This is a genomic window from Geodermatophilus sp. URMC 63, from assembly GCF_053502565.1.
Window position 1 is genome coordinate 2,346,391 of sequence record NZ_CP199956.1, and the last position, 19,111, is coordinate 2,365,501.

Genomic DNA, 19,111 nt, shown 5'->3' on the forward strand with positions numbered 1-19,111 from the left:
ACACCGGCAGTGGTCAGGCTCCGCGCCGTCGGCGAGCGCGGAGTGCCCGGCCGATCCGCTCGGCCAGCACCGCGTCACGGTCGAGGTCGTGCCAGGTCCACCGCACGACACCCCGGTCCTCGGCGCGCATGGCGTCCTCCCGGCGCTTCTCCGCGAAGACGGCGTCACCCGGCTCCTGACCCGGCTCGAGCAGTCGGCCGTACTCCACGCGCCCGTCGAACTCCCCGAGCACCCGCTCGGCTTCCCAGGCGGAGTCGGCCCGCCCCAGCAGGAGCCCCTCGGGGGTGTGGACGCGGTGCTGCAGTGCGCTGGGAGGCACGCCCAGCCGGTGCAGCAGGACCCGGCTGCGGCTCTCCCCGACGCTCTCGCTCCGGCCGTCGGCGAAGGACACGGCGCGGGCGGCCCTGGCGGCTGCCGCGGGTGCCGACCATGCGCGCGAGTCGCTCGGAGAGCTCGTCCCGGCCGGTCGGTCTGCGCGCCAGGACGTCGTCGAGCAGGACCACGGCGACCTCGAACGGCAGGCAGCGGGCGAGGTCGAGCGCCGTCCGCGCCAGGTCGGTGACGGGGAGGCCGCCGAGCACGACGACCTCGTCGTCCGCGGGACGTGCGACGTGGCACCGCAGCGTGCGCGTGACGTCGCTGGACGCGGGCGGTCGGCGGGTGACGTGCACCCGGCCCAGCGGGAGTCCCCAGGTCGGGAGGCCGTGCAGGACGGCGGCGGACTCGTGACTGACGACGGCGTCTCGGCGCAGGCCGGCGACGGTCGCCCGCACCAGGTGCCGGTGCCGGTCGGTGACCGCAGGCGGCAGGTGCCCGTCGACGTAGGCGCCGCGACGCACCCGCGACAGGTCGCCGGCACGGCGCGCGCGAGCCGGCTCGTCGTCGCTCCAGCCGCCGGAGACGAGGGCTCGACGCAGCACGGGTGGTGGCAGCTCCCAGGGGTCCACGCGCCGACCGTCGCGCGACCTGCGTCTGGCCGGCCCGTCCCGTAGCAGGGTGGTGGAGACCCGCACCGCCTGTGGACAGCCGCCAGTGGGACCCCAGGAGTGGTCAGGACGTCGGGGTGGGGTCCTGGTCCGGGGTGGGGGACCCGGGCCCGGCGTCGGGCGGGCGGGGTGGCGTCGCGGCGAACCGCAGCAGCGCCACCGCGCCCCAGCCGGCGAGCAGGCACCACGGCAACCGGACGGCGACCTCGTCGGCGGAGAAGTCGCCGCGCAGGCCGAGGGCGAGCACCGGCAGGGCCAGCACGAGCCCCACCGCGAGGACGTCCCAGCGCAGCGGGCTCATGCCCCCGGGTCCTCCAGCCGCTCGCACAGCAGGGAGGCCCAGCGGTGCGCGGTCGCCCGCGTGCCGTCGAGGAGGGCCACGGGCACCGCCGTCCGGCCCAGCACGGCGGCGGGGTCGGCGGTCAGGTCGGTGTCCTGGACGACGAGCGCGTCGACGCGGGGGAGGGCATCCAGCCACGGGCCGACGTCCTCGGGCTTGCGGGTCGCCTCGACCACGGCCCACACGGCCGTCGGGGAGAAGATCGCCATGACCTGCTCGAGCCAGGTGCGGCCACCGGCGCGCATCGGGGCGTCGACGGCGACGACGGTCGGCGTCCCGGCGCGGCCGGCCTCCTGCTTGCGCTCGATCGCGGTGTCGACCGAGGTGATCCGGCTGCCCTCGGCGGCCAGGGCGGCGAGGTCGCCGCGGGTGGCCCACTGCAGCCGGTCGGCGTCCAGGCGCATCGAGACGGCCAGCGAGCGGGCCGCGGCCAGCGTCTCGACGCCGGGGCCGACCACCAGCAGCACCTCGCCGGCACCCCCGGGAGGCGCCGGCGCCGCGGGCAGCGCCGCACCCAGCGCGCGGGTGAGAGCGGCGTAGGTGCCGTGCGCGGCGACCTCGGCGGTGAAGCCGGCGCCGATGACCTCCTCGGGCAGGCCCAGCGCGCGCAGCCGGGCGACGGTGCCGGCGGCCTCGACCATCCGCGGGTCGATCAGGTCGCGGCCCGACGGGCCGGCCTGCTCGCGCACGGACGGGACGACGACGCGGCCGGAGGACCAGCCGCGGGCGGCGCGGGTGTCGACCGGCAGCCGGGTCACCGTGGCCAGGCCCGGGGCCGGCCGGGGCGCGGCCACCCGCGCGACGGCCTGGCCGGGCACCGGCGGCAGCCGCCGCGCCGGCGGGACGGGCGGGCGGCCCAGCAGCGGCGGCACCGCCAGCTGGGCGCCCGGGCCGGGCGGGGGCAGCAGCGACAGCGGGGGCAGGACGGCGGTGGCGTCGAGCGGCAGCGGTGCCGGGTCGCTCGCCGTCGGAGCGAGGGCCAGCGGCTCGGCCGCGGTCGCGACCTCCCACTCGTCGGACTCGGCCGAGGCGTCGACCCAGGCCGGCTCCCGGTCGACGCGGCGCGAGCTCGCGGGGACCGGCGGGCGGCCGCGGTGCACGCCGCCCTGGGTGGACGCGCTGGCGAGGACGCCGCGGAGGATGTCGGTGAGCGCGTCGTCGGGGGTGTCGTGGGCGAGCGCGGCGCGCAGCACCTCGGCGATGGCCTCCTCGCGCCCGGTGGCCGGCCCGGCGGACAGGTCCTCGGCGGCCCACTCAGGGGCGACCGGCTGCGGCGCGGGGACCTCGATCGGCTCCACGACGACGGCCGGCAGCACGTCGGTGGCCGGCTCGTCGGCGACGGTGACCTCGGGAACGGCACGGCTCCGGACGGTGGCGACGACGCTGCCGGCAGCGGTCTCGGCGACGGTCTCGGCGACGGGCTCGATGGGCTGCTCGTCCTCGACGGGGTCGCCCAGGAGCTCGGCCAGGAGGGACTCGTCGTCAGCGTCCTCGTCGACGATCTCGTGCGCGGCGCGCTCGTCGGCCGCAGCCGGCTCGGGCGCCTCCTCGACGACGACGGGCGCGGTGACGGCAGGCGCGGCGGCGGCCGGTCGGGGCGCGACCGGCCGCGTGGGCGCCGACGCGCGGACGACCGGGACCGGCTCGGCCCACATGTCCACCTCGGGCGCGACGGCGGGGACCTCGGCGACGGGGGTCTCGACCACGGGGGCCTCGGCGACCGGGGCCTCGACGGCGGGGGTCTCGACCACGGGGGCCTCGACGACCGGGGCCTCGGCGACCGGGACCTCGACGGCGGGGACCTCGGCGACCGGGACCGGGGCAGGGGTCGGTGCGGCAGCCGGGACGGGCTCGGCGATCGCGACCGGCGGGGGGACGGCGGCCGGCGCGGGGGCCGGTGCAACAGCCGGAACGGGTGCCGACGCGGCGACCGCGGCCAGGGCGGCCGCCAGGGGCATCGCGGGGGCCGCCGGCGCGGGGGCCGACGTCCGCACGACCGACCGCGCAGCGGGCTCCTCGTGTCCAGCAGCGGGAACGGGGGCGGGGCCGGAGCGCAGCGCGGCAGCGGCGGAGGCGGCCGCCGCCGAGGCGACGGCGTCGTCGACGGCCTCGCGGACCTCGCGGTCCCCGGCGACGACCTGCGCCAGCGCGGCGGTGAACAGCGAGGGACCCGCGGCGTCGTCGGCCGGCGTGACCGGCGGGCGCACCGGCGCGCGACCGGGGCGGCGGGCAGCGGCGGCCGCCGTCCGCCCGGACGCGGCCGGGGCGGCGACGGCAGGGGCGTCCGCGACGGCGGCCCGCGACGCACCGGCAGTGCGTGCAGCGGCGGCAGGGACGGCGGCGGGACGGGCGGCGGTTGGGCGCCGGGCGGCCGCGGGGAAGGCGGCCCGGGAGTAGAGGTCCACCTCGGGCTGGTCGCCGCCTGCGCCGAACAGGCCGGCCAGCTCCGCGACCGGGTCGGGCAGCTCGGCGGCGGCGCGACCGGCCGGACGGGCTGCGGCCGGGCGGGCTGCGGCGGGACGGGGAGCCGCCCGTCGCTGCCCGGACAGCGGCCGGATGTCGGAGTCGGCCAGCGGGCCGGCGTCGCGGCTCAGCGCGGCCTCGATCCGGCGGGCCGACTCCGACAGCGGAGCCGGGTCGCGACGGGGAGCCCCGTGCGCGGCGGCCCGGCGGTGGACCGCGGGCGCCGGCTCGACGTCCTCCACCTCGGCGACGTAGCGCTCGGTGGCGAAGAAGCCCAGCACCCCGCCGGAGCGGATGCGGCGGATGCCGGTGATCCGCACCGCGTGGCCGTAGCGCTCGCGCGCCGCGGCGACGGCCGCCTCGGGCGTGGGCGCCTCAACGGATGGCAACGGCACCGTTCACCACTCCCAGTGACTCGATCTGGGCCGTCCGGGAGACCTCCGAGTAGGAGATGACCGGAAGGCGGGGCAGGACCTGACGCATCAGGCGGGACAGCGCGGCCCGGACCTGGGGCGAGCAGACGAGCACGGGCGCCAGGCCGTGGCTCTCGGCGTCCTCGAGCAGCCCGCTGCAGCCGGTGACCAGCGCGTCGACCGAGCCGGCGTCGAGCGCCAGCACCTGGCCGCCGTCGCTCTGGCGCACCGCCTCGAGCAGCCGCTGCTCGAACGCCGGCTCCAGCGTGAGCACGTGCAGCCGCTCGTCGGGCGTGACGTAGGGGTGGCTGATCGCCGAGCCGAGCGCCGACCGCACCGCCTCGACCAGGCCGTCGACGTCGGTGGACACCTTCGCCCGGACCGACAGCGCCTCGAAGATGCGCACCAGGTCGCGGATGGAGACGTTCTCGGCCAGCAGCGCGTGCAGCACCCGCTGCACCTCGCCGAGGGTGAGCAGCGACGGGGTGAGCTCCTCGACGACGACCGGGTGGGAGCGGCGCACCATCTCCACCAGCAGCCGGACGTCCTCGCGGCCGAGCAGCTCGGCGGCGTTCTGGCGGACCACCTCGGCCAGGTGGGTGGTGATGACCGAGGAGCGGTCGACGACGGTCGCGCCGGCCATCTCCGCCTGCCGCTGCAGCTCGACCGGCACCCACTTGGCGGGCAGGCCGAACACCGGCTCGCGGGTCGGCCGGCCGGGCAGCCCGTCGAGGTTGTCGCCGATGGCCAGCACGGTGCCGGCGGGGGAGGAGCCCTTCGCGGCCGGGACGCCGTTGAGCCAGATGACGTACTGCGACGCCGGCAGGTCGAGGTTGTCGCGGGTGCGGACCAGCGGGATGACCAGGCCGGTCTCCATCGCGACCTTCCGGCGCAGCGCCTTGACCCGGTCGAGCAGGTCGCCGCCGCGGTTGGTGTCGACCAGGTCGACCAGGTCGAAGGCCACCTCGAGCTCGAGCGGGTCGACCCGCATCTTCTCCGCGATCGCCTCGGGGGAGTCCGGGGCCGGCTCGTCGGACGTGGCCGGGGTGGCGGCCTCGTCGTCCTCGGGCAGGGCCTCCTTCATCCGCGCGGCCATGACGAGGAAAAACCCGCCGATGACGAGGAACGGCAGCTTGGGCAGGCCGGGGATGAGGCACAGCGCCAGGGCCGCGCCGCCGGCGATGCGCACCGGCTGCTTGAACCGGCCGAGCTGGGCGAGCAGGTCGCTGCCCATGTCGCCCTCGGTGGCCGAGCGGGTGACGATGATGCCGGTCGCGGTGGACAGCAGCAGCGCCGGGATCTGCGAGACCAGGCCGTCGCCGACCGTCAGCAGGGAGTAGGTGGAGACGGCGTCGGCGGGGGCCATGCCCTTGCTCATGACGCCGATGGCGAAGCCGCCGATCAGGTTGATCAGCGTGACGATGATGCCGGCGATCGCGTCGCCCTTGACGAACTTCGACGCACCGTCCATCGAGCCGTAGAAGTCGGCCTCGGCGGTGACCTCGCTGCGCCGCTTGCGCGCCTGCTTCTCGTTGATCAGCCCGGCGTTGAGGTCGGCGTCGATCGCCATCTGCTTGCCGGGCATGGCGTCGAGGGTGAAGCGGGCGCCGACCTCGGCCACCCGCCCGGCACCGTTGGTGATGACGACGAACTGGATGATCGTGAGGATCACGAAGATCACCAGGCCGACGACCAGCGAGCCGCCGATGACGAAGTGCCCGAAGGCCTCGATGACCTTGCCGGCGTAGCCGTCGGTGAGCACCAGCCGGGTCGAGGAGACGTTGAGCGCCAGCCGGAACAGCGTCGCGATGAGGATCAGCGACGGGAAGACCGCGAAGTCCAGCGGGCGCTTGATCTGCATCGACACCAGCAGGATCAGCAGCGACGCGGTGACGTTGAAGCCCAGCAGCATGTCCAGCACGGCGGCCGGCAGCGGCACGACCAGCATCAGGACGATGGCGACCACGCCGATCGGCACAGCGGCCTTCGTCATCCCTCGCACGGGTCCTGCATCGGCAGGTCCAGTCGAGGGCGGCACCGCTCCGGTCGCGGGACGCCCCAAGCGCCCCGTGCGCCCCGTGCGTCAGGCACAGGAGGCGATCCCCACGTCCCGGGCGTCCCGGACGTGGGGAGAGCTCCCTGCGCCTCGGTCGGGTCAGGAGGCGACCGGCACCCTCCTGCGGCCGGCCTTCGGCAGCCCCGCGACGTCGGGGGCCTCGAAGCCGGGCCGGTGGAAGCCGCCGCGCACCCCCCGGTTGCCCAGCTGCATGACGAAGGCCAGCACCCGCGCCACGGCCGTGAACAGCTGCGGGGGCACCTCCTGGCCGATCTCGCAGGAGGCGTGCAGGGCGCGGGCCAGCGGCACGTCCTGCACCAGCGGCACCCGCGCCTCGGCGGCCCTCTCGCGGAGCGTCGCGGCGATCTCGTCGGCGCCCTTGGCCACCACCCGGGGCGCGCCGCGCTCGGGCTCGTACTTGAGGGCGACCGCGACGTGGGTCGGGTTGACCAGCAGGACGTCGGCGGTGGCGACGTCGCTCATCATCCGGTTGCGCGCCATGGCCAGCGCGGCCGCGCGGCGCTGGGCCTTGACGTGCGGGTCACCCTCGGACTGCTTGTGCTCCTGCTGGATCTCGTACTTGCTCATCTTCAGCTTCTTCATGATCTGCAGGCGCACGATCACGTAGTCGGCGATCGCGATGACCAGGCCGGTGACGGCGACGACGCGGAACATGAGGACGGCGCTGCTGGTGAAGCCGGCGACCACCGCCGACAGCGGCAGCGCGCCCGACGCCGACACCAGCGCCTGCGCCCGGGAGCTGGTGACGACCACGACCGTGCCCAGCGCCGCGGTCTTCAGGACGGCCTTCACCGCCTCCCAGAGGCCGTGCGTGCCGAACATGCGCTTCATCCCGGGCAGCGGGTTGAGCTTCTGCAGCGTCGGCTTCATGCCCTTGGCCGACACGGTGACCCCGCCCTGGGCCGCCGAGGCGAGCGCGCCGACGAGCATCAGGCCGATCGCGGTGGGCAGCAGCGTGCCGAGGAACGCCGACAGCGCCTGGCCGAGCAGCGCCGAGAGCGCCTCCGGCTCCGGGTGCTCGGCCACCGAGCCGATCTGCACGAACAGCCGGCCGACCGCGTCGAACGCGTTGCCGACCAGCATCGGCAGCAGCGCGCTGGCCACCGCCACGCCCGCCCAGGTGCCCAGCTCCTGGGTCCGCGGGATCTGCCCGTCCTTGCGCGCCTTCTTGATGCGCTGGGGAGTGGGCTTCTCGGTCTTCTCACCACCCGGGCCGTCCTTGGCCACCCGCCCTCACCCGCTCCGGAACCCGACGACCGCGCGGGTGGCCTGCTCGAGCAGGGCGTCGAGGGCCGGCGGCAGCAGCGGGAAGGTCAGCCCGAGCAGGGCGAGGGTCAGCATGATCTTGACCGGGAAGCCGATCGCGAAGATGTTCAGCGCCGGGGCGGCCCGCGACAGCAGCGCCAGGGCGACGTCGGCCAGCAGCAGCACCGCCACCATCGGCCCGGCGATCTGCAGCGCGGCCAGGAACATCATCGAGAACGCCGTCATGACCACGGAGGCCACCGACTCGGCCGGGAACCCGCCGGACACCGGCAGGCCCTCGTAGGAGGTGGCGAACCCGCGCACGATGAGCAGGTGCCCGCTGCTGGTGAACAGCAGCGTCGTCGCCAGCAGGGAGTGCAGCTTGCCGACGACGGAGTTCATCGTCATGGCCAGCGGGTCGTAGGCCGGCTGCAGCGTGAAGCCGCCGGTGACGTCGAGCAGCTCGCCGGCGAACTGCACGGCGGTGAAGAACAGCTGGACGACGAAGCCCAGGGCCGCGCCGATGGCGACCTCGCTGACCGCGGTGACGACGAGGAAGCCCGTCGTCGGCTCGGGCAGCCCGGGCGCCACGCGGTCGACCAGGGCGACCGCCAGGGCGAGGGCCAGCGCCCCCTTGACCGGCGCCGGGACGGCGCGGGTGTTGAACGGCGGGGCCAGCAGGACGAAGCCGGCCGCCCGCGCCGTGGCCAGCAGCAGCGCCGCGAGGGTGACCGCCGGGACCTCGAGGTCCATGCCGGTCAGGTCCGCCCGAGCAGCCGCGGCAGCGAGTCGAACAGGGTCTGGGTGAAGCTGACCAGCTCCGCGAGGACCCAGTTGCCCGTGACCAGCAGCGCGATGGCGACCGCGATCATCTTCGGCACGAAGGACAGCGTCGGTTCCTGGATCTGGGTCGCCGCCTGGAACAGCGAGATCAGGAAGCCGACCAGCAGCGCCGTCAGCAGGACGGGGGCGGCGACCTTGGCGGCCACCATCATCGTCTGGACGGCGATCTCGGTGACGTCGGCGTCACTCACGAGTAGCTCCCCACCAGCGCGGTGGTGATGAGCGCCCAGCCGTCGACGACCACGAACAGCAGCAGCTTGAACGGCAGCGACACGATCGACGGCGGCACCATCATCATGCCCATCGCCATGAGCGCGGCGCTGACCAGCATGTCCAGCACCAGGAACGGGATGAACACGACCAGCCCGATGATGAAGGCGCTCTTGAGCTCGGAGAGCACGAACGCCGGCACCAGCGTCGTCATGGTCACCGCCGAGCGGTCCTCGGGCTGCTCCTCGCCCGACAGGCCGACCATGAGCTCGAGCTCGTCGTCGCGGGTGTTGTCGAGCAGGAACTCCTTGAGCGGCACCACGCCGGCGTCGTAGGCCTGCGAGACGGTCATCGTCCCGTCCATGTAGGGCTGGACGGCGAGCTCGTTGACGTCGCTGATGACCGGGCCCATCACGAACAGCGTGAGGAACAGCGCGATGCCGGTGAGCACCGAGTTCGGCGGGGAGGACTGCAGCCCCAGCGCGTTGCGGGTCAGTGACAGGACGACGGCGATCTTGGTGAACGAGGTGCACAGCAGCAGCACCGACGGCGCCACCGACAGCACGGTGACCGCGAGGATCAGGGTGATCGAGGTGCTCGGGCTGCCGTTGCCGACGGAGATGTCCACGCCGCCGTCGACGGCGGGCACCGTCGGTGCGGTCGGCGCTGTGGGCGTGGTGGGCGCGGTCGGGGCGGCCGCGGCGGGCCCGGCCAGCAGCACGCCGGCGACGGCGCAGCCGAGGAGGGCCAGCAGCAGGACGGCGACCCGGCGGGGCAGCCCGCGGGCGGCGGCGGGGGAGGGGCGCATCAGCGGCGGACCGTCCGGTCGCGCAGCTGCGTGACGAAGCCCGCCCAGCCGTTGCGGTCGAGCACCGAGCCGGCCAGCGCGCCGCCAAACCGCCCGCCGGGACGGGCGGCCGGCAGCGGCTCGCCGTCCGCACCGGCCGGCGAGGTGGCCGCGCGCTCGGCGAGCGTGGCCTCCACGGCGTCGCCGTCGAGCTCGGCCAGCAGGGTCACCTGCTCCTCGGTGGCGCCGACGACGAGCACGCGGTCGGCGATGCGCACCACGTTCACGGTGCTGGTGCGGCCCAGGCGCTGGCGGGCGACGACGTCGACCATGCCGCCGGACTGCCCGAGCCCGCGCTTCTGCGCCAGCCGGGCGGCGAACCACAGCACGCCGCCGACGAAGGCCAGCGACAGCAGCAGCCGGATGACCATCCACGTCATGACGTCGCCTGCCCGAGCTCGGTGGCGGCGTCGGTGACGATCTCGCTGATCCGCAGGCCGAAGTCCTCGTCGACGACGACGACCTCGCCGCGGGCGATGAGCGTGCCGTTGACCAGCAGGTCGGCCGGGGCGCTGGCGGCGCGGTCGAGCTCGACCACCTCGCCGGGGTGCAGCGAGAGCAGCTCGCCCACGGTCATCCGGGTGCGGCCGATCTCGACGGTGACCTCCATGGCCACGTGCCGCAGCAGGTCGAGGCTGCCGCGCTGCGTGCGCGCCGCCGTCGGCAGCGTCACCTGCAGGGCGAGGGTCGCCTGGTGGTCGTCGCCGGCGACGAGCGGGACGGCGACGAACATCCCCTTGTCCCGCAGCCCGTCGAGGGCGGTGACCGGGTCCTCGGTCCGCTCGGCGTCGACGCGGACCCGGCCGAGGGTGGCCGCGGCCGCCTCCAGGGCCGGGCGCAGCGCCGTGGCGACGTCCATCGGGCCGACGGGGGAGTTGTCCAGCGCCTCGACGACCTCGGCGGAGAGCACCAGGACGACGTCGCCGGTGACCTCGCCGGAGAGCCGGGCGCCGACCGCGGCGGCCGCGGACGGCGGCATCGGCACCGCGTCGGGGTCGGTCACCGCGGCGCCCGGGGCCAGCTCGGTGCTGGCCGGCACGAGGACGGCCGCGGCGCGCGCGGCGGCCACCACGACGGCGGTGATGGTCTCCGACGCCTGCGAGTGGGCCTGGGTGGGGTCGAGCGTGGCGGTCATGCGGGGTCCTTCGCGGCCGACGGGGTGGGGACGATGGCGGCGGCCAGCCGACGCCGGTGGTTGCTGGCGATCGCGTGGGCGAACGTGACGTCGTTCGTGGTCACCTCGAGCGGGGCGTCGCGCGGGTGGCGCAGCAGCAGGACGTCACCGACGGCGAGGGAGAGCAGGTCCTCGGAGGAGACCTCCAGCGGCGTGAACCGCACGCTGACGTCCACCGGCACCAGCTCCAGGCGCTCGGCCAGGGCCTCCGCAGCGCGCTGCCGCTCCCGCTGCGCGGACTCCGACAGCTGCGGGGAGGCGGCGTTGTTGAGCGCCTGCGCGAAGGAGGAGAACGGCAGCACCAGCGAGGCGTCGCCGTCGCGACTGCCGATCGAGATGGTCAGGCGGGCGACCATGACCGTGTCCGAGCCGGCGGCGGCCTGGGCGAGCGCCGGGTCGTACTCGATCCCGTCGAACTCCGGCTCCAGCTCGGCGACGTGGGCGAAGGACGCGGTGAACTCCTGCAGCAGCCGGGTGAGCAGCTGCCCGGTGATGGTGGTCTCCATCGCCGTCATGGGCCGCTCGGGCTGCTGCGCGGCCCCGGAGCCGCCCAGCATGTGGTCGACGCTGGCCATCGCGATGTCGAGCGGGTAGGCCAGCAGGCCCTTGCCGGCGAGCGGCTCGAGGGTGAACGTCGACAGGAAGCTCGGCTTGGGCAGCGTGGCGACGTAGTCGTCGTAGGAGTGCTGCTCGATGCCGAGCAGCTCCATCCGCGCGCCGGTGCGCAGCAGCGTGGTGAGGACCGTCGTCGCCTGGCGGGCGAAGGCCTCCAGGGCGATCTGCAGCACCCGGACGTGCTCGCGGGAGAGCTTGGTCGGGCGGCGGAAGTCGTAGGTGCGGGGCGCACCACGCCGGCTGCGGCCGCCCACGGCCGGCGACTGCGGACCGGGCCCGGGGGGCGCGGTGTCGGGGCGGGTCACGGTCCCCTCATCGGCGGCCCCGGAACGCGAACTGACCGGCGGCGCGGTGCGCCGCCGGTCAGCCGGGGAGGGTGTGACGCGTGGTGCGTCGCGGTGCCACTGGGGTGTGGCCGGTGTTGAGGGGGTTACTGGGTGACGTACTCGGTGAGGTAGATGCCCATGACCATCTCCTCGCCGTCCTCGGTGTAGGCCTCGACGATCTGGTGCTCCAGCGACTCCTTGAGCGCCTCGCGGGCGCCGGTGACGTCGGCCGGCTGGGCCTGCGAGTAGGTGGAGATGAGGATGTCGAGGGCCTTGGAGCCGTCGAGGCCACCGCCGTGGCCGCTCGCGGCGGCCTCCGTGCCCTGCAGGGTGATGCCGATCTTGAGGTAGCCGCCGCCGGCCAGGTTGACCGTCACCGGCTCCAGCGCCAGGACCTCCCCGGCGACCGGTTCCTCCGCCGCGGCCTCGCCGCTGCCGGCGAAGAGGAAGAAGTAGGCGCCGGCGCCGGCTGCGACGAGGAGCACGACCAGGACGAGGAGCAGCTTCTTCTTGCCCCCGCCCTTCCCCTCCTCGCCGTCGGCGGCGGCGTCCTTGTCCTTGGCCTTGGTCTTGGTGCTCACTCGTGGGTGCCTTCCTGTGCGGGGGCGTCGTGGGCGGGGGCGTCGTGGGCGGAGGCGTCGTGGGCGGGGGCGTCGAGGCCGGGCAGCAGCTCGTTGGCCTCGGCGGAGGCGTCCGACAGCACGACGATGTCGACGCGGCGGTTGACGGTGACGGCGTCCGGGTCGGTCTTCGGCACCAGCGGGCGGGTGTCGGAGTAGCCGGTGCCGGACATGCGGTCCTGCGGGACACCGTCGGCGGCCAGGTACCGCAGCACGGTGGTGGCGCGGTAGGCCGAGAGCTCCCAGTTCGACGGCCACGGCCCGCCGGGAGTGACCGGCAGGTGGTTGGCGTGGCCCTCGATGCCGAGGTCGTTGGTCAGCCCGGTCAGCGTCGGGGCGACGGCGTCGAGGATGTCGCGGCCCTGCGGCCGCAGGTCGGCCTGCTCGGGACCGAACAGGACCGGGTCGGAGACGATGTGCACGACCAGGCCGCGCTCGTCGATCTCGTAGCGCGCCGTGCCGGCGTACCCGGCGGCGGCGAGCGCGGCGTCGATGGCGTCGCGGGCGGCGGCCAGCTCGTCGTACTCCGACCGCGCCTCCGCGGCGACCCGCTGGGCCTCCTGCGCGGCGGCCTGGGCGGCTGCGGCGTCGACCGCCTCCTGTGCGGCGGGGGCCGGCGGGATCTGCACGTCGACGGCGGCGTCGAGGGAGTCCAGGACCGAGGCCTCGGAGTTGGTGCCCGCGCTGCTCAGCGCGGTGACCGGGGCGCCGAAGGCCTCCGACAGGCCGCTGGCCAGGGCGGCGAACTTGGCCTTGTCCACCTGGCTGATCGCGAAGAGCACCACGAAGAGGGCGAACAGCAGCGTGAGCATGTCCGCGTAGGACACCAGCCACCGCTCGTGGTTCTCGTGCTCCTCCTCCTCGTGGCCCTTCTTGCGCCGCTTGCCGCCGTGGCCGTGACCGCCGGCGCTCACGAGTCCTCCTCGCTGGCGCTCGTCGGCCGCGTTCGCGGCGCTGCTGTGCCCACTCGTGAGCTCGCGCAGCTCGCTCACCGAGAGGCCCTGCCGGTGGTCACGCCGCCTCCTTGGCGGTCTCGCTGGGCGGGATGAGCGCGGAGAGCTTGAGCCGGACCGCGCGCGGGCTGGTGCCGGCCTGGATCTCGGCGATGCCCTCGACGAGCATCTCCATCTGCGCGGCCTGCAGGTCGCTGGTGCGGGTGATCTTGGCGCCCATCGGCAGCCAGAAGACGTTGGCCGACAGCACGCCCCACAGGGTCGCCACGAAGGCGCCGGCGATCAGCGGGCCGAGGGTCTCGGGCTTGTCCAGGTTCTCCATGACGTGGATCAGGCCGATGACCGTGCCGATGATGCCGATCGTCGGGGCGTAGCCGCCCATGCCGGTGAAGAACTTGGCCGCGACCTTGTCCTCGGCCTTCTTCGCGGCGATCTCCGACTCGAGGACGCTGCGCAGCTCCTCGGGGTCGGTGCCGTCGATGCCCATCTGCAGGCCGCGCTTGAGGAACGGGTCCTCGATCTGCTTGACCTGCGCCTCCAGCGCGAGCAGGCCCTCCTTGCGGGCCTTCTCGGCGAGGCCGACCAGCGTCTGGATCTGCTCGGCCGCCGGCGGGACCGCCGCGGGCATGAGGCCGGCCTTGAACCAGGCACCCAGCTTCTTGACGTCGGACATCGCCGAGCCCGCGATCGCGGCGCCGAACGTGCCGGCGAACACCAGGATCATCGGGGGGATCAGGATGATCGCCGTCGGGCTGGCGCCCTCCATGATCATCGACAGCAGGACGGCGCCGATCGCGAGGGCGATGCCGATCAGGGTGGCGGGGTCCACGGGTCAGCGCTCCTCGCGGGCCGGGAAGGGCACGACCGACGCGCGCGGGGCGGCGTCGTGGTCGCCGGACGGGGTCGCGGTGCGGTAGGTGCCGCGGTCCATCGCGTAGGCGGTGGCGAGGATGCTGGCCCGGTACTCGCGGATCTCGTCGAGCACGTCCTCGACGTCCTCGCGGACGATGTACTTGGTGCCGTCGACGAGGAACAGCACGGTGTCGGGGTGGCCCTCGACCCGCTCGATGAGGTCGGGGTTGAGCGCGAAGTGCTCCCCGTTCAGACGCGTCACACGGATCACGGGTCGGTCCTCTGGCTCGGTGGGGCGGAGGCGGCCGCGGTGGTGCGGTGCCGGTCGCAGAGACCATCGGCCCTGCGCGTGTGCGGCTTGAGCCGAACCGGGCCGGCCGCATCCCCCGCGTGGGTGACCCGGCACCGCGTTCCCGCACGTCACACGCGTATCGCGGCCGGGGAGGCGGGGTCGCTCTGCCGGCTCGTTCCGGGTCCTGCCGGCCCGATCGGACCCGCGGGACACGGAACGAGCCGGGAGAGCGGGAGGCCGGGCGCGGCACCGTGGCCCCCGGGTCGACGAGGTGCGGCCCGGCACCCCGGGGAAACGGGTGCCGGGCCGCAGGCGAGGGGGCCCTCTGTCAACGCTTGAGGTTGACCAGGTCCTGGAGGATCTCGTCGGAGCTGGTGATGACGCGGCTGTTGGCCTGGAAGCCGCGCTGGGCGACGATCAGGCCGGTGAACTCCTCGGCGAGGTCGACGTTGGACATCTCCAGCGCCCCCGCCGTCAGCGAGCCACGTCCGCCGGCGCCGGCCTCGCCGATGACCGCCTGGCCGGAGTTGTCGCCCACCCGGTAGCTGGTGTTGCCCGCCTTGGACAGGCCGCTGGGGTTGGCGAACGTGGCCAGCGCCAGCTTGCCGATCGGCTCGCGCAGGCTGTTGGAGTAGACGCCCATGATCGTGCCGTCGTTGCTGAGCGAGATCGACTGCAGCGTGCCCATGGCGTTGCCGTCGACGTCGTCCGGGGTGAGCGAGGTCTTGCCGCCGAACTCGGTCATCCCGCCGAGGTCGATGGCGATGCCGCCGCCGGGCCAGTTGGCCCCGGTCACCGGGACGGTGAACGTGGTGCCGGAGACCGGCAGGCCCGACGACGGGCTGAAGGCCAGCCGCTGGGCGCCGCCGATGGGCGTCCCGCCCTCGCTGGCGGCCACGTCCCACTGGTTGCCGCCGGCCTTGGTGAAGGTCAGGGCGATCTGGTGGGCGGTGCCCAGCGAGTCGTAGGCGGTGATCTGCGTCTGCACCGAGGTGGCCGCGACCGGCGGCGTGGCCAGCGGGTCGGCCGCGGTGGACGCCGTCGACAGGTTGCCGACGACGGTGCCCGAGTCGGTGCGCACCGGGGCCATGACCTGGCCGAACGGGATGGTGAGCGGGCCGATCGGGCCGTTGGGGTTGACGGTGCCGTCCTGGGCCGTCCAGCCCTGCAGCTTCGCGCCGTCCGGGGTGACGAGGTTGCCCAGACCGTCGTAGTCGAAGGACCCGGCGCGGGTGAACAGCGTCTCGTTGCCCGAACTGGTCACGAAGAAGCCGTCGCCGCTGATCATGAAGTCGGTCGAGCGGCCGGTGTTCTGGGTCGAGCCCTGGCCGAAGTTGGTGGTGATGCCGGCGACCTTGACGCCGAGGCCGACCTGGGCCGGGTTGGTGCCACCGGCCTGGTCGGTCGGCGCCGAGCCGTTGCGCATGACCTGGGACAGGGTGTCCTCGAAGACGGTCTGGCTGGACTTGTAGCCCACCGTGTTGACGTTGGCGATGTTGTTGCCGGTGACGTCGAGCTTGGTCTGGTGGGCGCGCAGGCCGGAGATGGCCGAGAACATCGAACGGAGCACGGGGGAGGCCTTTCGATCGGGGGTGGGGGCCTTGCCTCAGGCCGGGAGCGAGATCTCGGTGAGCCGGCCGAGGGGCACCTCGGTGCCGGCGACGACGGCGGTGGGCTCGGTGCCGCTGAAGCGGACGGAGGAGACCGACCCGGTCTGGGTGGTGCCGTCCTCGCCGGTCCAGCTCACGGTGTGGCCGACGAGCGCGCCGGCGGACAGGGAGCGCTGCAGCGACAGCAGCGAGGCGTTCTGCGAGGCGATCTCCTCGAGCTTCTCGACCTGTGAGAACGTCGCCGTCTGCGACATGAACTCGGTCGTGCTCGTGGGGTTGCCCGGGTCCTGGTAGCGCATCTGGGCGACGAGCAGCTGCAGGAACGTGTCCTTGCCCATCTGGTCGGACCGGTCCACCGAGGACGTGGCGGTGGCGGTCGCGGCGGCCGCGGCGGCGGCCTGGCTGGCGCCCACCCCGCTCACGGGAACGGTCATCGCTCGGTCTCCGTCATGGTCGGCTCCTCTCAGACCCGGACGTCGAGGGCGGTCGACGCGGGGTGGGTGGAGACGGGAGCCGGGCGGCTCCCGTCGGGGTCGGTGCCACGCAGCCACGGGCGGGCCCGGTCGTCGGCCCGGCCCTGGCCCCGGGAGTGGCCGCCGGCCTGCTGCTGGGCGTGCTGCCAGGCCTGCTGCGCCTGCGAGTGCCCCGACCCGGCGGGGTCGCGGTCGACCTGCAGGCGCGAGCAGGTGAGGCCGGAGGACTCGAGGTCGCGGCGCAGGTCGGGCAGGGCGTCGAGCAGGGCGGCGCGCCCGTGCTCGGAGGCGCCGCGCAGGGAGAGGTCGACGGTGCCCGCGGTGACGGTCACCCGGACCTCGACCTGGCCCAGCGTCTCGGGCGTGAGCACCAGGGTCATGGTGTGCGTGCCGTCGGGGCCGGAGGCCAGCGTGGCGACGGCGGGCGCGACCTGGCCGGCGACCGGCGGGGCGGGCGCGTCGGCCTGCGCCGGGGCGGCCTGCGCCGGGGCGGCCGGTGCCGCGGGGGCCGGTGCAGGGGCCGCCGGCGTCTGCGGCGCGGCGGCCGGGGAGTCGCCCGGGCGGTCCTGCGGGTCGCCGGCGCCCGGCTGCGCTCCCCCGCCGGCGGCCTCGGCCGGGACGGGTGCGGCGGCCGTGCCGACGGAGGACGACGCGGCGCCGGCATCGGGACCGGCGGACGCCGCGGCGGCCGGGGCCGGGTCCGCGGCCGGGACGACGACCAGCCCCTCGGGCAGCCCGGTGGACGGCGCGACCGCCGGGACGGCCGGGGTCGCCGCGGTGGACGAGGGGGTGGACGCGGGGGTGAACGCGGTGGGAGCCGGCGCGGCGGCCGGGAGGTCGGCCGGGACGGCCGGGGCCGGGACCGGGCCGGCCGGGTCGCCGGGCAGGGTGGCGCCGGTCGCGGGGACCGCCGGCACGGCCGGGACGGTGGCGAGGACGTCCCCGCCGCGGGCGAGGCCGGCGGCCACTCCCGGGACGGCCGCCTCGCCGGAGACCACGGCGCCGTGCGCGGCCTCCGACCCCGGGCCGGTGCCGCGCGGGACCGCGGTGCCCAGCGCGAGGGCGAGCGCCCACCCGGCGGGCAGGCCGCCGACCGTGGTCGCGTCCGCGGGCGCGCCGGGGGCGTCGGCGGGGGGATCGGCCGGCGTCGTCCCGTCGTCGGCCGGGACGTCGTCGTCGGCCGCGGCGCGGCCGGTGCCGGCGTCGGCGGAGGTGCTGTCGGCGACCGCGCTGTCGAGCGCGGAGGCGAAGCCGGCGGCCGAGACGGGGTCGGCGGGCGCCGGAGCCGCGGCCGGAGCGGGCGCGGGGAGGGCGGCGGTGAGGGCAGCTGTCATGAGTACGCCTCCGCGGCGCTGGTGACCTTCCGGACGTAGGACTGGGTCTCGGCGTAGGGCGGGATGCCGCCGGCGCGGGCCACGGCGCCGGGGCCGGCGTTGTAGGCGGCCAGCGCCAGGTCGGTCGAGCCGAAGCGGTCGGTGAGCTGGCGCAGGTAGCGCGCCGCGCCGTCGATCGACGACGCCGGGTCGGAGGGGTCGACGCCCAGGCCGCGGGCGGTGGCCGGCATGAACTGCATGAGCCCGGTGGCGCCCGCGGAGGAGACGGCGGAGGAGTCGAAGCCCGACTCCACCTTCGCCATCGCGGCCAGCAGCGCCGGGTCGACGCCGTGGCGGGCGCCGGCGGCGGTGAACAGGTCGGCGTAGGGGACGCCGGCCAGGCCCGACCCGCCGGTCGGCGCGGACGGGGCGGCCGACGTCGAGGCGGGCAGCACCCGGCGGATGAGCGTGGGCTTGCCGACGTCCTGCACCTTGACGACGTCGCCCTCCTGCGGGGCGGCGATCATCTTCCCGTCGCCGACGTAGATGCCGACGTGGTCGATGCCCGGCCGCGCGGAGGAGTTGTCGAAGAAGACGAGGTCGCCGGGGCGGGCCTCGCCGAGGCCGGCGACCGGCGTCCCGGCGGTGGCCTGCTGGGAGCTGGTGCGCGGCAGGTCGATGCCGAGGTCGCCGTAGACCCGCTGCACCAGGCCCGAGCAGTCCAGCCCGACCGACGGGTCGGTGCCGCCCCAGGCGTAGGGGACGCCGAGGTAGCGCTGCGCCGCGGCCACCACCTGCCCCTCGAGGCCGCTGCCGGCGGCCGCCGTCGCACCGGTTGCCATCGCGCCGGTCGCCGCCGTGCCCGTCGTGCCCGTGAGCCCGGCGGCGGACGCAGCGCCGGCCCACGCCGCCGACCGGGCGGCCGACGTCGAGGTCGACGACGTCGAGGCGAAGGTGAGGATCCGGTTCTGGATCTCGGCGATGCGGCTGTGCACCGCGGTCAGCCCCTCCACGGCTCCTCCTCTCCCTCGGTGTCGGTCCCGGCGTGCCGGGCGGTGACCAGGTCGTCGACCGCCCGCTCCTCGGCGGAGGCCTCGGCGGCCCGCAGCGCCAGGAGGTGCCGCTCGCGCAGCTTCTCCAGCGCCTTGGTCTGCTGGGCGGCGGCGGTCCAGCGCGCGCGCATGAGCTCGGCCTGCTCGGCCGAGGCCCGCGCCGTCGCCCGTGCAGCTGTCACATCGGCAGCCGCGGCGCCCGATGCGACCATCGCGGCGAGGAAGACGTGCGCGGGGGCCGAGGCGGGCGGTACCCGGGAGGTCAGGGCGGCGGCCTGCTCCTCGGCGCGGCGCTGCGCCGCGGTGGCCTCGGCGGCGGCCTCGGCGGCGGCCCGCTCGGCGGACTGCTCGGCGGCCCGGCGGACGCGCAGCACCGGCTCGAGCCGGAACCCGGCCCGCTTGCCCAC

The 19,111-nt window shown here is 75.4% G+C and carries 20 protein-coding genes; all 20 read right to left on the reverse strand.

Annotation, left to right across the window (positions count from 1 at the left end):
- Positions 1 to 13: 13 nt before the first annotated feature.
- Positions 14 to 391 (reverse strand): hypothetical protein, encoded by a 378-nt coding sequence (locus tag ACWIZO_RS11355; protein ID WP_448642553.1) that lies wholly within the window; start codon positions 389 to 391, stop codon positions 14 to 16.
- A gap of 659 nt (positions 392 to 1,050) precedes the next feature.
- Entirely contained in the window at positions 1,051 to 1,287 is a 237-nt protein-coding gene (locus ACWIZO_RS11360; RefSeq protein WP_448642554.1) for a hypothetical protein, read from the reverse strand.
- Entirely contained in the window at positions 1,284 to 4,184 is a 2,901-nt protein-coding gene (locus ACWIZO_RS11365) for a hypothetical protein (RefSeq protein WP_448642555.1), read from the reverse strand. Before ACWIZO_RS11365 ends, ACWIZO_RS11360 begins: the two co-directional genes overlap by 4 nt.
- Positions 4,165 to 6,195 (reverse strand): flagellar biosynthesis protein FlhA, encoded by a 2,031-nt coding sequence (gene flhA, locus ACWIZO_RS11370; RefSeq protein ID WP_448642556.1) that lies wholly within the window; start codon positions 6,193 to 6,195, stop codon positions 4,165 to 4,167. The genes ACWIZO_RS11365 and flhA overlap by 20 nt, the downstream gene beginning before the upstream one ends.
- 162 nt (positions 6,196 to 6,357) lie before the next feature.
- Positions 6,358 to 7,506 carry an EscU/YscU/HrcU family type III secretion system export apparatus switch protein gene (locus ACWIZO_RS11375; protein WP_448642557.1) on the reverse strand — a complete coding sequence of 383 codons (1,149 nt, stop codon included), beginning with the start codon at positions 7,504 to 7,506 and terminating at the stop codon, positions 6,358 to 6,360.
- A 6-nt stretch (positions 7,507 to 7,512) separates the two neighbouring features.
- Positions 7,513 to 8,277, reverse strand: coding sequence for a flagellar biosynthetic protein FliR (gene fliR, locus ACWIZO_RS11380; protein ID WP_446758769.1), 765 nt, complete (start codon positions 8,275 to 8,277; stop codon positions 7,513 to 7,515).
- A gap of 5 nt (positions 8,278 to 8,282) precedes the next feature.
- The gene (gene fliQ / locus ACWIZO_RS11385) at positions 8,283 to 8,558 is read right to left on the reverse strand and encodes a flagellar biosynthesis protein FliQ (protein WP_446758770.1); all 276 of its coding nucleotides are present in this window, start codon (positions 8,556 to 8,558) and stop codon (positions 8,283 to 8,285) included.
- Positions 8,555 to 9,385, reverse strand: a complete 831-nt coding sequence (fliP, locus tag ACWIZO_RS11390) for a flagellar type III secretion system pore protein FliP (RefSeq protein ID WP_448642558.1) — start codon at positions 9,383 to 9,385, stop codon at positions 8,555 to 8,557. Before fliP ends, fliQ begins: the two co-directional genes overlap by 4 nt.
- Complete coding sequence (locus ACWIZO_RS11395; protein ID WP_448642559.1) at positions 9,385 to 9,804, reverse strand: FliO/MopB family protein; 420 nt, start codon at positions 9,802 to 9,804, stop codon at positions 9,385 to 9,387. Before ACWIZO_RS11395 ends, fliP begins: the two co-directional genes overlap by 1 nt.
- The gene (gene fliN / locus ACWIZO_RS11400; protein WP_448642560.1) at positions 9,801 to 10,559 is read right to left on the reverse strand and encodes a flagellar motor switch protein FliN; all 759 of its coding nucleotides are present in this window, start codon (positions 10,557 to 10,559) and stop codon (positions 9,801 to 9,803) included. The genes ACWIZO_RS11395 and fliN overlap by 4 nt, the downstream gene beginning before the upstream one ends.
- The gene (locus ACWIZO_RS11405; RefSeq protein WP_448642561.1) at positions 10,556 to 11,518 is read right to left on the reverse strand and encodes a flagellar motor switch protein FliM; all 963 of its coding nucleotides are present in this window, start codon (positions 11,516 to 11,518) and stop codon (positions 10,556 to 10,558) included. Before ACWIZO_RS11405 ends, fliN begins: the two co-directional genes overlap by 4 nt.
- Before the next feature lie 125 nt (positions 11,519 to 11,643).
- Positions 11,644 to 12,120, reverse strand: coding sequence for a flagellar basal body-associated FliL family protein (locus tag ACWIZO_RS11410; RefSeq protein ID WP_448642562.1), 477 nt, complete (start codon positions 12,118 to 12,120; stop codon positions 11,644 to 11,646).
- Entirely contained in the window at positions 12,117 to 13,073 is a 957-nt protein-coding gene (locus ACWIZO_RS11415; protein ID WP_448642563.1) for an OmpA/MotB family protein, read from the reverse strand. The genes ACWIZO_RS11410 and ACWIZO_RS11415 overlap by 4 nt, the downstream gene beginning before the upstream one ends.
- 97 nt (positions 13,074 to 13,170) lie before the next feature.
- On the reverse strand, positions 13,171 to 13,941 hold the full coding sequence (locus ACWIZO_RS11420) for a motility protein A (protein ID WP_448642564.1): 771 nt from the start codon (positions 13,939 to 13,941) through the stop codon (positions 13,171 to 13,173).
- A 3-nt stretch (positions 13,942 to 13,944) separates the two neighbouring features.
- Positions 13,945 to 14,235 carry a flagellar FlbD family protein gene (locus ACWIZO_RS11425; protein WP_448642565.1) on the reverse strand — a complete coding sequence of 97 codons (291 nt, stop codon included), beginning with the start codon at positions 14,233 to 14,235 and terminating at the stop codon, positions 13,945 to 13,947.
- A 349-nt stretch (positions 14,236 to 14,584) separates the two neighbouring features.
- Positions 14,585 to 15,814, reverse strand: coding sequence for a flagellar hook protein FlgE (locus tag ACWIZO_RS11430; RefSeq protein ID WP_448642566.1), 1,230 nt, complete (start codon positions 15,812 to 15,814; stop codon positions 14,585 to 14,587).
- A 48-nt stretch (positions 15,815 to 15,862) separates the two neighbouring features.
- Complete coding sequence (locus ACWIZO_RS11435; protein WP_448642567.1) at positions 15,863 to 16,300, reverse strand: flagellar hook capping FlgD N-terminal domain-containing protein; 438 nt, start codon at positions 16,298 to 16,300, stop codon at positions 15,863 to 15,865.
- A 29-nt stretch (positions 16,301 to 16,329) separates the two neighbouring features.
- A complete protein-coding gene (locus tag ACWIZO_RS11440; RefSeq protein WP_448642568.1) occupies positions 16,330 to 17,673 on the reverse strand; it encodes a flagellar hook-length control protein FliK in 1,344 nt (447 codons plus the stop codon).
- On the reverse strand, positions 17,670 to 18,665 hold the full coding sequence (locus tag ACWIZO_RS11445; protein WP_448642569.1) for a transglycosylase SLT domain-containing protein: 996 nt from the start codon (positions 18,663 to 18,665) through the stop codon (positions 17,670 to 17,672). Before ACWIZO_RS11445 ends, ACWIZO_RS11440 begins: the two co-directional genes overlap by 4 nt.
- Positions 18,653 to 19,111, reverse strand: a complete 459-nt coding sequence (locus ACWIZO_RS11450; RefSeq protein WP_448642570.1) for a flagellar FliJ family protein — start codon at positions 19,109 to 19,111, stop codon at positions 18,653 to 18,655. Before ACWIZO_RS11450 ends, ACWIZO_RS11445 begins: the two co-directional genes overlap by 13 nt.